A 15,029-nucleotide genomic window follows, 5' to 3' on the forward strand; every position below is an offset into this window, starting at 1 on the left:
TTTGATCAATAATTTGCATACCTATAATCTTAATAACACGTGTTGGTTAAAACTTTTGGCAGCTCGGTATATGGCATTCAGGCCATTACCATCACCGTAGAGGTAAATATAGCGCCGGGTACAAAATATTTTATTGTGGGCTTGCCCGATAACGCGGTGAAGGAAAGCTATTACCGCATAGAATCGGCGTTGAAAAACTGCGGTTACAAAATGCCCCGCCAGCAGGTGGTGGTTAATATGGCCCCGGCCGATATCCGTAAGGAAGGCTCAGCTTATGACCTTACTATCGCCACGGCAGTATTGGCAGCATCCGGTCAGATAGAAACAGAGGAGCTGGAAAAATACCTGATTATGGGAGAGCTGTCGCTTGATGGTGGCTTGCAGCCTATTAAAGGTGCTCTGCCCATAGCCATACAGGCACGTAAGGAAGGTTTTAAAGGATTTATCCTGCCCAAACAAAATGCACGTGAAGCAGCCATAGTTAACGAGCTTGAGGTGTATGGTGTAGAAAACATACGCGAAGTAGCCGGGTTTTTTAATGGTGATGAAAAACTGACCCGCCAGGTGGTGAATACCCGAGAAGAATTTTATGACAGCCTGAGCAATTACGATAGTGATTTTAGTGATGTGCGCGGCCAGGAGAACATCAAGCGCGCCTTGGAGATAGCCGCCGCAGGCGGGCATAATGTAATACTGATCGGCCCGCCGGGAGCGGGTAAAACCATGCTGGCTAAAAGGCTGCCATCCATATTGCCGCCCTTAACCCTGCACGAGTCGCTCGAAACCACCAAGATCCACTCTGTAGCGGGCAAGCTTTCGGCTGCTGACGCGCTGATAACCAGCAGGCCGTTCCGCTCGCCGCACCATACGGTGAGCGATGTGGCTTTGGTTGGCGGAGGCGGTAATCCGCAACCGGGAGAAATATCATTAGCGCATAACGGTGTTTTGTTTCTGGATGAATTGCCCGAGTTTAAGCGCAGCGTGCTTGAAGTAATGCGCCAGCCTTTGGAGGAACGACGTATCACCATATCGCGCGCCAAGTTCACAGTTGATTACCCATCAAGCTTTATGCTGATAGCGAGCATGAACCCTTGTCCCTGCGGTTATTACAATCACCCCGAAAAGGAATGTGTTTGCCCGCCGGGGACGGTGCAAAAATATATGAGCAAAATATCGGGCCCGTTGCTGGACAGGATAGACCTGCATGTAGAAGTTACCCCGGTGAATTTTAGCGAACTGGCATCAGACCGTTTGGCTGAAAAAAGCGAAAATATACGTGAGCGCGTGATCAAAGCCCGCGACAGGCAGATAGAGCGTTTTGGCGGCAAACCGGAGCTACATGCAAACGCGCAGATGAGCCCGCAAATGGTACGCGATATTTGTAAAATAAACGCCGCCGGGCAAACATTGCTCAAAAAAGCAATGGAAAAACTGGGCCTTTCCGCACGGGCGTATGACCGTATACTGAAAGTTGCACGCACCATTGCCGATCTGGCTGACAGTGAAGAAATACAATTAGAACATTTAGCCGAGGCAATACACTTCAGAAGTTTGGACAGGGAAGGCTGGGCAGGGTAAGGACTGGGGTTACTTAAACTTTAAAGTCAGTACGGTAATATCATCTATCGGCTTGGCCTTAACATTATGGTCAACATGATGAAGTATGGCCTGGTTAAACTTTTCAGCAGATAGTTTGCCATTCTTTTTCACGCAGGTCATCAGGCGTTCCTCATTCCATATTTTCGCGGTATCTATTTCCCGGTCAAGCAGGCCATCGGTATAATTAAATATCAGCGAGCCGGGTTCAAGTTGTAATTCACCGGGATTTATAAAGGGCAATTCATCAAAAGCGCCAATAATAGTTGTGCCCATTTTAAGCTGCGTAGCCTCGCCATTCGCATATAGTATAGCAGGGTTATGCCCGGCGTTAACGTAGGTTAGCTTACGGGTAGTATGATTATAGATGGCTATGAAAAGCGTAATAAATTTTTCGCCTTTGGTGTTGCGCAATACTATTTTATTCAGCCGCTCAACGATAGTCGCCAGGTCGTCCTCTACCGATACCCAGGCACGCAGGCTGGCCTGAAAGTTAGCCATCAGCAAGGCGGCGGATATACCTTTGCCCGATACATCGGCAATGCACCATAAATATTCATGGTCATTAACCTGCACAAAATCAAAGTAATCGCCGCCAACATTTTGGTGGGGCAAGTAGCGTGCGCTCAGGTCAATATGCTCATCGTTGTATGATTGTACCGGGATCAGCATGTTTTGCACCTCGGCGGCAAGCTCCATCTCGCGTAAAAGCCTTTCGGATTCTAACCTTTCCTTAAATAATTTCTTATTCTCTAAAGCCACCAGCACCACGTTAATGATGGTTTGCATAAAGTTGAGGTCATTGCTCACCATGTCGTCAGGCGAGTTAAAATCGCCGATGAGGGCGTAAGCGATAGCCTTATTTTTTTGATAGATAGGTAAAAAGTAATCGTAACGGGATAATACCGGATGTTCTGAACCCGCGAGCGAGGCCGGTTCCTTTATTTTTTTGAGCTGTTTGCAGGCTTTAAATAATTCGCCGGTAGGTTCAATGTTACCGCCGTATTTTGATATGCAGATGTAGTTGCTGCCTTCGGCAATTAAAAAGCGCAGCTTGCCTATTTGCAGGTAATTACGGCAAATAACCTCCAGCATCTGTATCAGAACCGGGGTGGCAATATTTTTATTTATTGCCCTGGTAAGCTCCAGTAACGAGTTTAGCTCCGACTGCCTTTTAAGCAGCAGGCGGATGAGTTCGTCTTCGCCGGAATTATTTTCGTGTGGCGGCATGTCAGTATCACGAGGGGGTACAGGGCTAAAATAGAAAAATATATGTGTTATATGCGTATACTTTGAGATTTAATATCAAAAGCATCGCGCAAGCCCGTGGTAAGTAAATTAAAAGCGAACACCGTAAGCATAATAGCCATGCCGGGGATAATAGCCAGGTAAGCGGCATCCATCACAATATAGCCATAATGCTCCTTGATCATGCCGCCCCAGGTTGGCATAGGCGGCTGTGCCCCAAAGCCCAAAAAACTCAGGCCTGACTCCAATAATATAGCTGAAGCGAAATTTGATGCAGCGATAACCAACACCGGGCCCGATATGTTGGGCAAAATATGCCTTGTTATAATACGCAGGTGTGAAAAACCCAGGTCGCGAGCGGCCTCAATATATTCTGCTTTTTTAACAGCCAGCACCTGCCCCCTTACCAAACGTGCCACTTCAACCCACATGGACAGGCCAACCGCCACAAATATTTGCCAAAGGCCCTTACCTAACGCGAATGATATGGCAATAACGAGCAACAGTGCCGGTAACGACCATAATATGTTCATCAGCCAACTTAAAGCAGCGTCAACCCAGCCATCGAAGTAGCCTGCAACCGCGCCAATGCATACACCTATAACCAGGCTGATCATTACTGCTAAAAAGCCTACCGCCAGCGATACCCTAGCCCCAAGTATTACCCGGCTCAGCACATCGCGGCCATAAATATCGCTGCCTAAGTAATAGGTATGCCGGGTGATCTGCTTATTCTTTATCTCTCCTCTTATCCTTGTAAAAACAGCTTCGCCAGCTATTGCCTGCATATACCCGCCACCGGGTTTTACAAAGCTTACCATACCACTTTTATAGAGCGGTTTTTTGCCGGTGAAAACCTCGAAAATATTGTAGGCATGTTTTTCGGGAGCATCTTCGTCGCCAATGTATTCAGCCACATAAATAGAGTCGGCTTTAAAATGATAAGCGGTTATCGGTATTTCGCGGTAGGCATCGGGTTGGCCGAACAGCATCTTGCTGAATACATTTACAGTATCAACCCTGTCTGCTTTTTTAATACGCAAAAACATAAAGCACGCTCCCGGATGCTTTACACTCAACTGTACCGACATGTTGTTGGCCAGCGGCGTATCATCGGGCATTATTAAATACCCTAAGGTGGCGGCAATAATGCTTAGCAAAATAAAAGCAAGGCCACCCGCGGCAAGCTTATTTTGCCTGAACATTGCCCCTAAACGGGATGTAGTTTTGCTGCCCGCCACTATATTAATTAAACAGCGGTTTCATTAAGCTCGTCCCAATACTCCACCGCGCGGCGGTAGTGTGGTATTACAATAGAGCCGCCCACCAGGTTGGCTATCATAAAAATTTCGTTCATTTCATCATGCTTTACGCCTGCCTCATGGCATTTACCCAGGTGGTATTTAATGCAATCGTCGCAACGCAAAACCATGGAGGCTACCAGGCCCAGCATTTCCTTGGTCTTTACATTAAGCGCACCATCAGAATAAGTAGTAGTATCAAGCGCGAAAAAGCGTTTAATATTGGTGTTGGCCGTATCCATAATACGGTCGTTCATTTTGGTACGATAGTCGTTAAAATCGTCAATCAGCTTTCCCATTATTGTATATCGATCAATAAATTAATTGTGATTCAAAATAGCCACCATTGCGGCAACTTCCTTTTCGTTGGCAATATATACATTACCATAATCGCTAACCTGTGTGTTGATATAGGTGAGCGGATTTTGGGCCACCATACGTGCCGATGAATGGTATTGCATGGCGTTGCTTTGTTCAATCAGTTTTTGCAGGTTGGTTGATTTAACGCCAGCACCCGGCATTATAATGATACGTCCAGCCGCCTGCTCAACCAGTTTGCCCAGCAGTTCCCCCGCATCAGGCGCGGCACTGGCTTGTCCTGAGGTGAGAACACGCTCACAGCCGCAGGCAATGATATCTTCAAGCGCCTTGAATGGGTCGGGCGTGCCATCAAACGCGCGATTGCAGGTAACGCCCATGGGGCCTGCCCAGTCAACAATACGCTTCAGCCATTCCGTATCAATTTCGGCCTCGATGGTTTGCGTGCCTACTGATATACCGTTACAGCCCAACTCGCGGCAAAGCTCAATATCTTTTTTAATGATGGCGTATTCATCCTCACTATAATAGTAATTGCCCGAACGTGGCCGGATAATAGGATAAATATCAATATCCACACTTTCACGCGCCTGCCTGATAGTACCATAACTGGGCGTTGTGCCGCCCTCAACAGGGTTATCGCAAAGCTCAACACGCGTGGCTCCGGCACGCTCAGCAATAATGCACGATTGTACGTTGAACGCGCAAACCTCCAGTATTCTTTTAGTCATGTTGTTTTTCAAGTGACTAAATATAGCGGTTTTGAGATTGTCGGATTGTCAAAAAGCAAAGTTGTAATTTTCGTTAAAGTTACTTTGCAATAATGGTTTATTGTTTTTATATTTCGGATAAATTAACCTATAGCCTTTCATGAAAACAACTAAACCTTTTCTGGGCGGGAGCATTGCCTTGCTGCTGCTATTAACCAGCATTTTTATTTACAGTTGCCGTAAAGATATTTTACCAAACGGCACCACGCCATCGGCAAATGTTGATGTAGCTAAGCTGAAAACATGGTACCAAGGTAAGTATCCGGTATCGGGCAAGCAAACCAATACGACTACACCAGGCGGGCGCGATGACATTAGCCAGATCATCCAACCGGATTGGGATGCGGCCTATGTTTATAACCGTGACGGAAATGATGTAATAGAATTACCGGCTGAGTCAGGAGACTACCTGATTGGCCTTAAAAGCCCTGCCGGTGAAGTTTACAACCCTAAGTTTAGCCACAGCTCCTTCTTGCTGTTAAAAAACGGTGAGCAAATTGAGGCTTATGTAATGACAGTGGTTGCTGATTCAGCTTATATAAATAACGATCTGTCCAAACTTCAGCAAAATAAATACAGTAAGCGCGATACCAGTTTTAGCGGCGTATTAATTTACTCAACTCCTAAAGGTGATTTTGTGAGCGGATGGATATATCAGGATGGCAAACTGCTGCGTAAAATGACCCCACAAAACAAAGCACAGACAAATGTCGCGGGGCGTAAAAAAGTGGTACAGGATGTAAAAAACAACCTTTCAGAAGTTTGTACAACCTACCAGCTATATGATGTGTGGTGCGAATGGGGCGGCACAGCAGACGACCCCTACCGAACATTTAAAGGTTGTAACGAATACTATACCGGCAGTGTTACTGAATGTGTAACCTCAGGAGGAAGCGGTGGCGGAGGATCTGGAGGGGGTGGTGGCACAGGCAGTGGTGGAGCTGGATCAACCACACCTGTACAATCGCCATGCACCCCAACACCTGCAGCAATCACAAAAGGTGGGCTGAAGGTTAATATTTATGAGTATATAGATGATAAATTTCCGTCACCTACTGACCCGGGGCCATGTAACACCCCAACAGATGGGGGGAGAATAAATTTCGGCTTGGATAAGGACTGCATGAACTGCAGAGTACCCAGCACAAATTTCATGGATTTTATAAAGTTTTTGCAAAATGAAGGGTATAAAGTTAAGTTGCCATACCACGAAAAAAACTTCCAGGTTAATGATGTTTATCAGGATGGAATGGTAACCGAAATATATGACGCAGATGGTAAATATGTGTTATGTTATTTTACACCGGATGAAAGTTCAAGTTTGCTTCAAACAGGAATTCAATACGCAGTAGGGTATGGTACTTATAACGGTGGTAACAATGGTGATAATTTCAGTCAAGGATTGCCAGCGATACCTAATTTTAGCACATCGCAGGCAATGCCACATGTGCCAAATACAGAATGGCCAATAGCCTTTTTGCCTATCGGCGACGTAAGTGGCCCTGTTGCTACTACAGCACCGGGAAACAATGAGGTTTATACCGATCCGGCAACTGGAACAACTTTAAAATATGCAGATGTTGAAAATGGTTTTAAAAACAGTTCGGCATTAGCGCAGATAGAAGCCGGTGAAGAGGTGACTACATGGCCATCTATTTCAGTTATTATTGGCCCGATTGGTAAAGGCCCAGCCTTTTATCTTGAATATGAAATATTAAAATTAAATAATCCGGCCTGGCCATCTTACAAATTAGCTTCGGTTGCTTTTTGGAATATATTTAGGAACGACGTTCATTTCTTGCTCGATGTGGGGGGAATGGTACCTGTATATGGCGAAGCGGTTGATCTTTTTAATGGAGGAATATACTTTTTAGAAGGAGATAAGATTAATTGTGCCCTCAGTACAGCCGCAGCAATACCTGTTGCAGGTTGGGTTGCTACTGGCGGTAAATGGGTTAAAAGGGCAGTTTACGCTGTTCCGATAGCCAACAGTATCGGAAAGAACGCATACAGAGCTATTAAAATAGGTAAAGAGGCAAGGCTTATAAAAGTGGCAGTGACCGCTTTTAATCATGCTTCCTTAAAAACTTTAAAAGCTATTAAACCCGCTGATGCAACCCTTACTAATTTAAACGCATATTTAATTAACACTTTTGGATTAAGGATATCACCAACAAGCACCACGCTAAAGAACGCTATAAACGACATTATTAAGTACGGCGACCAGGCGGGCACTAAAATGGAGAAACTGGCAGATGATATTTTTGCCACCAACGGGTACCAAAAATTTAATTCAAAAATTGGCAGCAACAACGGCTTTGATGCGGTTTATATAAAGGGTGACCTTTCCAACCCCACTGAGATTATTATTAATGAGGCCAAGCAAATGAGTAATGTGGGTACTGTTAAGTTAAATAAAGCAAGTGAAGGCAAGGCTGCACAAATGAGCAAAACGTGGATTAATCAAACAATTCAACAAATGAGGATCAATTCTGATCCGGCAATCGCAAATTTGGGAAATATACTTTTTAATAACTCTACGAAAATTGTTAAAACTGTTTCAGCTGTAGATAAGGGAACAGGAGAAATAGTAATTTTAAAGCTTTTAGATTATTAAAGAATGGAAAAGTTTGAGCATTTAAAATTGGGATATAGCCGCTTATCAAATGATGAAAACACTGTAAGAGAAAAATTAAAAGAGCCTTACGGTGCTTATTTCTATATTCCCTTTTTAGAGTATTCAAGTTTAATTTATGCGATGTATCATATATATATACATCAAAACATTTATATAAGCAAGCAATTTTTCTATCGAGCGGCTCTTATACCTGAATTTATGTCAAAGAAGTTTGATACCCGTGTTATGGATTCAGGTTTATTTCAGATTAGCTATGCTCTGCTATCAGACAATAAAGAACTAGTAAATAGTTATAGTCATTTAAAGAATAAAGTTAACCATGAAACTGGGATTGGCTACCAGTTACCAAATGCAATACAGAATATTTTACTTGAAGACTGGGACAAAGTTGACTGGAATATACATTGCATCGGCCGCATTATCAAACACCCCAAAATGATGCATTTAGAGGGCTTCCATGATGCTATTATGGGTTTTAAACACCATGATAAAGATTTAATTGAGCAGGGTTTAAAAAAACTTATCGCCAAACCCAAAAAGATGGATGATGATCCATTGATACCCCGCTTTTTTTCAAGGCATGCCGCCGGATTAAACAAACTGGCCTGGATGCGTGGCATGGAGATAGATTTGAGAAGTTCGCTGGTTCCGGTTGAGCTGATGTCTGTACAGCCCCTCGAAAAATATGAAGGGTACGATTTTTTAGATGAGCTATGGGATAAGCCGTTGAGGGTTCCGCAGTCAGATTGATACCAATATAACAAAATTAGTACGATGAGTTATTGAGGCACCTCAATAACTCATCTCATCCAACTCCACCTTGCCTTTAAACGTCATGAACACAAAGGTGGTGTAACCTACTACCAGTGGTACGCCAATGGCGGCTACGGTAAGCATAATACCTAACGTCTTTTGTGACGAGGCGGCATTGTATACGGTCAAGTGGTAGGCTGCGCTTTGCTTGGAGAGCAGCATGTTGGGATAAAGCTCCATAGCTACGAGCACCATGAGCAAACTAATGGTTACTGCTGATGATATAAAGGCGAACATGTACTTCCGCTTACTGATCTGCCGGGTAATATTGGCTATAGCCAAAACCATTAATACCGGTACAAAAAACAACTCGGGGTAGCGGCGTATAACGGCAGCCATGTGCGGCAAGTAAAGCAGTGTGTAGAATGAGGTGAGCAGTATCATGATCACGAAGAAGATGGTAGTATTGCGCACCATTACGGTAAGTTTGGCATACAGGCGGTTCTCGGTTTTCATTACCAGGTAAATGGAACCGTGCATCATTAATAGCGCCAGCGTGGTAACGCCGGTGAGCAGGGCATAAGGATTTAAAAACTCGGTAAAGCTGCCGCGAAAAACATGGTCGGCACCCATGTTGATGCCCTGGGTTACGTTACCCAAAACTACGCCTAACAGAAAGGCAATCAGCGCGCTGGATATGGAATAGCTCACATCCCACATCTTGCGCCACCAGGCCATCGGCTCCTTGCTGCGGAACTCAATGGATATCGCCCTGAAAATTATCGCCACCAAAAACAGCATAAAAGGGATATAAAATGCCGACAACATAGTGGCATATACTTCGGGGAAGCCGGCAAACAGTGCCCCGCCGCCGATGACTATCCATACCTCGTTGCCATCCCAAACAGGACCGATGGCGTTAAGGGCAATGCGGCGGCTTTCCTCTTTGTTAAAAAAGAGGTGCAGTGCTCCCGCGCCAAGGTCGAACCCATCCAGTATAATATAGCCGGTAAATACCGCCCCGATGAGCAGGAACCACCAGGTTTGATAATCAATGCCTATAAATGTCGCCATGTTGTTTAAGGTTTAAAGGGAATCTGCCATTTCAATGTGCCGCGGACTATGGTCAATGTTATGGTTATCATACGGCCCGTGCTTTATTTTTTTATTTAACAGGTAGATGAACAGGATGAACAGGATCACGTAAACCACCGTGAACAAGATTAAGGAGAACATGATCTGCCCCGCGCTTACCGCCTGCGACAGTGCTTTAGAGGTTCGCAGCAATCCATATACTACCCAGGGCTGCCTGCCTACTTCGGCACTGTACCAGCCCACCTGGTTAGCTATTTGCGGCAATAATACCGAAAAGGAGAAGATATACAGCAGCCACCGGTTTTGAAATAAAGTGCCCCGCCACCACAAAAAGGAGGCATATAACGTAAGCGCTATTAAAAACATACCGATAGCTACCATCAGGTGATAAGTTTGAAAAACAAAGTTCACCGCGCCGGGCCTGTCCTCCGGTTTAAAGTTGTTAAGGCCGGTTACCGGGGTTTTAAAATCGCCTTTGGTTAAAAAGCTCAGTCCGCCGGGAATGGCGATGCCCTTGGTTTGATTATGCTTTTGATCCACATAGCCAATCAGGTACATATCGGCAGCTTTAGTGCCATCGTAATGGCCTTCAAGCGCGGCCAGTTTGGCGGGCTGGTACTCGGCCACAACCTCGGCAGAGCTATGGCCTACCACAAGCTGCGCTAATGAAAAAAAGGTGGCTACAGCCAAAGCTATTTTAAATGATATGCGTGCAAAATGCGCATGGCGGTTACGCAGCAGGTAAAAAGCGCTGATACTTAACACGAGGAAAGCTCCTGCTAAAAATGAGCCTATCCAAACATGGGTAAGCCGGGTTACTGAGGATGGGTTGAACACCATCGCCCAAAAATCGGTGATCTCGGCACGGGCATTCAGGCCGTTACCTACAATGTGGTAGCCTGCCGGGGTTTGCTGCCAGGAGTTGGCAACCACTATCCACACAGCCGAAAACATGGAGCCCAGCGTAACCATTACGGTCGAAAAAAAGTGAACGCCCGGGCGTACTTTGTTCCACCCAAACAGCAGCACACCTAAAAAGCCTGATTCCAGCGCGAAAGCGAAAATACCTTCGGCTGCCAGGGCACTGCCAAAAACATCGCCTACATATTTGGAGTAAACCGCCCAGTTGGTGCCAAACTCAAACTCCATTACAATACCGGTAGCTACCCCAATACCAAATATGAGCGCGAATATGCGTACATAAAAACGGGCCATCTGTTCATATATCTTCCGCCCGGTTTTAAGGTATAGGCCCTCCATGATCGTCATGATCAGGCCCAGGCCGATGCTGAGCGGCGGATAGATGTAATGGAATGCTATGGTAAAAGCAAATTGAATGCGGGCTAATATTTCAACATTCATAATGTGTTTAGTTTGAGGGTGGTGCTGCAAACAAATGTCGTTACTGAAAACCGTGCTTTAACACCTTTGCAACCGCAAAATACTATTTAGAAAGTATTTGAATTAATAATCCGGCGAATTAAAAATTGAAAATGCCATAAAAATTCACTATAATATTAGCTCGAAAACAACAAAACACCCGATACAGCGTTATTGATACAGTTGATAAAACGGAGCCATCCGGATGTTTACGTCCCGATCAGCTCGCTTTTATCAATTTAGATTTGTTTACTCAATATCGTTAAATATTGAGGTCAGTTAATAGTTAATTAGAAAATGTCAGATACGCGAGGTATCTGACATTTTTTTTGCACTTTACCCAAACCATTTTATGCTCGAACGTCGCCAACGCATACTCACTTTTACACTTATCGGCCTTATCGCCGGTTTTATTCTGCTATCCTTTTTCGTGTCCTTTTTTCCTGAAAGCGCTATCGACCTTAAATTTTCTGAAGAGGTGCAGGAGCACCGTATGCCAATGCTTGATGTGCTGATGAAGCTGGTAAGCTATCCGGGTTACGTGTGGGTGTCAGTTACCATGGCTGCCATTATAGCTGTAGCTTTTATGGCTGTTAAATATAAAAAGGAAGCGCTGTTTACCATGCTTACCCTGCTATCCGGCCTGGTAAGTACCATTATAAAAGCAGTGGTTAACCGGGCCAGGCCATCAACAGATATTGTGAGCGTGATCGAAAAAACCGTGCAACAAAGTTTCCCCAGCGGGCATACGCAGTTTTATGTGGTGTTTTTTGGCTTTATGGTGATTGTGATGTTTACCAGGCGCTCTCTGCCAAAGGCGCTGCGGTTAGTTACCATCGCCATTTCATTATTCCTGATATTTATCATACCCTTTTCGCGCGTTTATTTAGGAGCGCATTGGTTTACTGATGTTTTAGGTGGATTTCTATCCGGCCTGATATGCCTTTGGGTATTGGCCTGGTTTTACCTGCGCAAACGCGGCGATGCCGTTTAATTAACCCAGTATCTCCTTAATATCATCTGCCGATAAGGATTTAATAAAGCTCTCTTCGGTAGTAATAAGCGACCGGGCAACACTCAGCTTGCGGTTTTGCAGGGCGAGTATTTTTTCTTCAACCGTATCCTTGGTGATGAATTTGTAGATGAACACATTTTTAGTTTGGCCGATGCGGTGCGTACGGTCAATAGCCTGCTGCTCAACAGCGGGGTTCCACCATGGGTCGAGGATAAATACATAGTCGGCCTGGGTTAAGTTAAGGCCCACGCCGCCCGCTTTTATGGAGATCAGGAAAACCCGTGTTTTTTCATCTTCCTGGAAACGTTTAACTACATCGCCACGGTTTTGGGTACTGCCATCAAGGTATACATGCGGCACGCCTTGTTTTTCTAAATGCTCGCGGTATAAGGCTAACTGTTTAACAAATTGCGAAAAGATGAGCACCTTATGCCCGCCATCCAGCACGCTGGCCAGCGTGTGTACCACGTTCTCGAACTTGCCCGAATCGCCCTCGTAATCCTGGTCGATCATGACCGGGTGATTAGCGATCTGCCTTAACTTGATCAGCCCTTGCAATACCTGTATCTGCTGCTTGGCATAAGTACCATCTTCAATACTTTTGAGCAACTCGTTGCGGTATTCTGATTTTATTTTTTCGTAAACCTCGGCCTGCTCCTCGCTCATCTGGCAATAAAACAGGTTTTCTGTTTTTGGCGGTAGCTCGGTGGCTACCTGCTCTTTGGTTCGGCGCATTACAAAGGGCTTGATCAGCGCTTGCAGGCGGCGGGCCTTTTCCTCGTCCTTCTTCTTTTCTATTGGCGTAACAAACTCATTTTGAAAAAACTGTTGGGTGCCCAATAAGCCGGGGTTGATGAACGACATTTGTGTCCACAAATCATTCACCGAATTTTCTACCGGGGTACCGCTCAATATCAGCCTGAAGCGTGATTTAAGCTGCTTTACAGCCTGGTACGATTTGGATGACGGATTTTTGATGTTCTGGCTTTCATCTAATATAATGTAGTCAAAAAAGTAATTTTTGAACAGCTCAATATCTATACGACTAATGCCATAGGTGGTCACAATTACATCGTAATTTTTAAATACCTCCGGCGATTTATAACGGAAGGTGCCCGTGTGTACCATCAGCCTTAACCGTGGCGCGAATTTGCGCGCCTCGTTAAGCCAATTATACACCAGCGAGGTTGGCATAATCAGCAACGATGTGCTATGCCCGCCTTCGGCCTCCGTATCTTCTTTATGTTTTTGCAGCAGGGCTAGGGTCTGTATGGTTTTACCCAAACCCATGTCATCAGCTAAACATCCGCCAAAGTGAAAATCCTTTAAAAAATGGAACCAGTTGTAACCCGCCTTTTGGTACGGGCGTAATACGCCTGCAAAATCAGCCGGCATAGGTATATCCTCAAGTGCTTCAAAATCATTAAGGCGTTGCAGTTTACGGGTCATGGCCAGGCCTGCAATTTCGCCATCGGCCAGTTCGCTTACCAGGCCAAGGTGGTGGCGGCGCAACTTTAAATCCTCGCCGCCCTCGCTAAAGTGCAGCAGGTTGCCGTATTGCGAAAACCATTTTTCGGGTATCACGGCAATCTCGCCTGATGGCAGTACAAATTCGCGCTTATGGTTAAGTATATGGTTTTTGAGTTCGATGAACGGAATACGGTACGGGCCAAAGTATACCACGGCGTTAATATCAAACCAGTCGTTATTCTCTTTGATCTCCAGGTCTATCTTGGTATTGCCGAAGATGTAGCGTTTTTGCCCTTCGGGCTGCTCTATCTCAAAGCCCTCGCTTACCAACGCGTCGTGGTGCTGGTTCAGCCACTCAAATACTGAGAACGATTGATCGGCATCATCCTCGCCGTGCGCTACCTCTAAGTTTTGAAATAATGATGATGCCGTTTTTAACCCCTTGGCCTCAAGCAACGCCATCTTATTCCGCTCCCAGGTGGTTGATCTTTTTATACGGTGAAAAATATAATCATCGCCATTTTTTTCGATACGTACCGATACGTGCCTGCCATCCCCGTAAGGGAAAACATAACCGGCATACTTAAAGTATAGTTGCAGTTGCGAGGTGCCACCCTCTACATAAATAGGTTTAAGCACCGGCCGGGCATCATACTTTTCGGTGTTGATGGTAAAGCCCTCGGCGTATACATTTTGCTTTTCAATAAGCGGGGCCACAAAACGCTCAAAGTACGATTGCTCTGAACTCTTCGGAATGGCAATGTAGCGCTTGTTTAAAAACGGCTGTAGTTTTTTGCCCTCAATATCCTTATCAAAATAATACAACGTATCATCCAGCAGCATCCAGGCCGGGTGGTTACAAATGATCTCGGCATTCTTGAACATGAACTCAATACGCATCCCCTGGAATTTGATGGTGGGGAAATAGCGTATCTCCGTATCATCACGCCTGAAATGGAATAGTACCGATGCCGGCTCACCGGCAATATGCAGCTCCTTTTCAGCGGGGTAGCCTTCCTTGCTCATCAGGTAAATGTTTTTGCTGCGCAGCAGGGCAAGCGCTTCGGCCATCCGTTTCTCAATCTTGGGGCGAATCAAGTCAAAAAGCTGCTCGTTAAATACCTTAGCAAAAAATTCAAACGGGCGTATCGGTTTTTTATGGTAGCGTTTAATAATGTTACCCTGCTCCATCTCTTCCAAAAGCTTGATCAGCTTCAGGTCGGTATCATCAATACAATTCGCAAATTCCTGCGCGGTATTGCTAAAAAGGCGCTGGTGAGTAAGCGAAAATTCGCCGTTAGGGTTAAGCTGAACAATGTGCGGCTCAATAACATAGCCCAGGTATTCATGCCGGGCAATGGCATAAATAATTTTGCAGGGCTTGGTGCTGTCTACGCGTAACATTGATCTTTCAGGGTAAAAAATTAATGTAAGCTACAACAACA

11 protein-coding genes are annotated in these 15,029 nt (G+C 45.2%); 4 read left to right on the top strand and 7 right to left on the bottom strand.

Going from position 1 to position 15,029, the window contains the following annotated elements:
* Positions 1–39 precede the first annotated feature (39 nt).
* Positions 40–1,578, top strand: a complete 1,539-nt coding sequence (locus AC3WJC_RS17415; RefSeq protein WP_492400389.1) for a YifB family Mg chelatase-like AAA ATPase — start codon at positions 40–42, stop codon at positions 1,576–1,578.
* 9 nt (positions 1,579–1,587) lie between these two features.
* Here the strand turns inward: AC3WJC_RS17415 and AC3WJC_RS17420 are convergent, their stop codons facing one another.
* From AC3WJC_RS17420 to AC3WJC_RS17435, 4 genes are read right to left on the bottom strand one after another with little or no spacing between them, the layout of a single operon-like run.
* A complete protein-coding gene (locus tag AC3WJC_RS17420; RefSeq protein WP_492400390.1) occupies positions 1,588–2,826 on the bottom strand; it encodes a PP2C family protein-serine/threonine phosphatase in 1,239 nt (412 codons plus the stop codon).
* 47 nt (positions 2,827–2,873) lie between these two features.
* A complete protein-coding gene (locus tag AC3WJC_RS17425) occupies positions 2,874–4,085 on the bottom strand; it encodes an ABC transporter permease (protein WP_492400391.1) in 1,212 nt (403 codons plus the stop codon).
* A gap of 8 nt (positions 4,086–4,093) precedes the next feature.
* Positions 4,094–4,444: a carboxymuconolactone decarboxylase family protein gene (locus tag AC3WJC_RS17430; RefSeq protein ID WP_492400392.1), complete on the bottom strand. Its 351-nt coding sequence runs from the start codon at positions 4,442–4,444 to the stop codon at positions 4,094–4,096.
* A gap of 21 nt (positions 4,445–4,465) precedes the next feature.
* Positions 4,466–5,194 (bottom strand): copper homeostasis protein CutC, encoded by a 729-nt coding sequence (locus AC3WJC_RS17435; RefSeq protein ID WP_492400393.1) that lies wholly within the window; start codon positions 5,192–5,194, stop codon positions 4,466–4,468.
* Positions 5,195–5,744: 550 nt separating this feature from the next.
* Here AC3WJC_RS17435 and AC3WJC_RS17440 point away from each other — a divergent pair.
* Both AC3WJC_RS17440 and AC3WJC_RS17445 read left to right on the top strand, forming a co-directional pair.
* Positions 5,745–7,850, top strand: a complete 2,106-nt coding sequence (locus tag AC3WJC_RS17440) for a hypothetical protein (RefSeq protein WP_492400394.1) — start codon at positions 5,745–5,747, stop codon at positions 7,848–7,850.
* Positions 7,851–7,853: 3 nt separating this feature from the next.
* A complete protein-coding gene (locus AC3WJC_RS17445; RefSeq protein ID WP_492400395.1) occupies positions 7,854–8,621 on the top strand; it encodes a hypothetical protein in 768 nt (255 codons plus the stop codon).
* Positions 8,622–8,663: 42 nt separating this feature from the next.
* Here AC3WJC_RS17445 and cydB read toward each other — a convergent pair whose 3' ends face one another.
* Together cydB and AC3WJC_RS17455 are read right to left on the bottom strand one after the other, a co-directional pair.
* The gene (gene cydB / locus AC3WJC_RS17450) at positions 8,664–9,698 is read right to left on the bottom strand and encodes a cytochrome d ubiquinol oxidase subunit II (RefSeq protein ID WP_492400396.1); all 1,035 of its coding nucleotides are present in this window, start codon (positions 9,696–9,698) and stop codon (positions 8,664–8,666) included.
* A gap of 12 nt (positions 9,699–9,710) precedes the next feature.
* Positions 9,711–11,081, bottom strand: coding sequence for a cytochrome ubiquinol oxidase subunit I (locus AC3WJC_RS17455; RefSeq protein ID WP_492400397.1), 1,371 nt, complete (start codon positions 11,079–11,081; stop codon positions 9,711–9,713).
* Positions 11,082–11,451: 370 nt separating this feature from the next.
* Between AC3WJC_RS17455 and AC3WJC_RS17460 the strand changes: the two genes are divergently transcribed.
* Complete coding sequence (locus AC3WJC_RS17460) at positions 11,452–12,093, top strand: phosphatase PAP2 family protein (RefSeq protein ID WP_492400398.1); 642 nt, start codon at positions 11,452–11,454, stop codon at positions 12,091–12,093.
* Here the strand turns inward: AC3WJC_RS17460 and AC3WJC_RS17465 are convergent, their stop codons facing one another.
* Positions 12,094–14,988: a DEAD/DEAH box helicase gene (locus tag AC3WJC_RS17465; protein WP_492400399.1), complete on the bottom strand. Its 2,895-nt coding sequence runs from the start codon at positions 14,986–14,988 to the stop codon at positions 12,094–12,096.
* Positions 14,989–15,029: the final 41 nt, after the last annotated feature.

Source organism: Mucilaginibacter sp. FW306-07-L (assembly GCF_058782065.1).

What these genes read in the sequence shown, in the direction of transcription:
- AC3WJC_RS17420 (WP_492400390.1), bottom strand. Translation starts at nt 2,826, where the DNA reads ATGCCGCCACACGAAAATAATTCCGGCGAAGACGAACTCATCCGCCTG.
- AC3WJC_RS17445 (WP_492400395.1), top strand. Translation starts at nt 7,854, where the DNA reads ATGGAAAAGTTTGAGCATTTAAAATTGGGATATAGCCGCTTATCAAAT.
- AC3WJC_RS17460 (WP_492400398.1), top strand. Translation starts at nt 11,452, where the DNA reads ATGCTCGAACGTCGCCAACGCATACTCACTTTTACACTTATCGGCCTT.
- AC3WJC_RS17455 (WP_492400397.1), bottom strand. Translation starts at nt 11,081, where the DNA reads ATGAATGTTGAAATATTAGCCCGCATTCAATTTGCTTTTACCATAGCA.
- AC3WJC_RS17465 (WP_492400399.1), bottom strand. Translation starts at nt 14,988, where the DNA reads ATGTTACGCGTAGACAGCACCAAGCCCTGCAAAATTATTTATGCCATT.
- AC3WJC_RS17440 (WP_492400394.1), top strand. Translation starts at nt 5,745, where the DNA reads ATGACAGTGGTTGCTGATTCAGCTTATATAAATAACGATCTGTCCAAA.
- cydB (WP_492400396.1), bottom strand. Translation starts at nt 9,698, where the DNA reads ATGGCGACATTTATAGGCATTGATTATCAAACCTGGTGGTTCCTGCTC.
- AC3WJC_RS17435 (WP_492400393.1), bottom strand. Translation starts at nt 5,194, where the DNA reads ATGACTAAAAGAATACTGGAGGTTTGCGCGTTCAACGTACAATCGTGC.
- AC3WJC_RS17430 (WP_492400392.1), bottom strand. Translation starts at nt 4,444, where the DNA reads ATGGGAAAGCTGATTGACGATTTTAACGACTATCGTACCAAAATGAAC.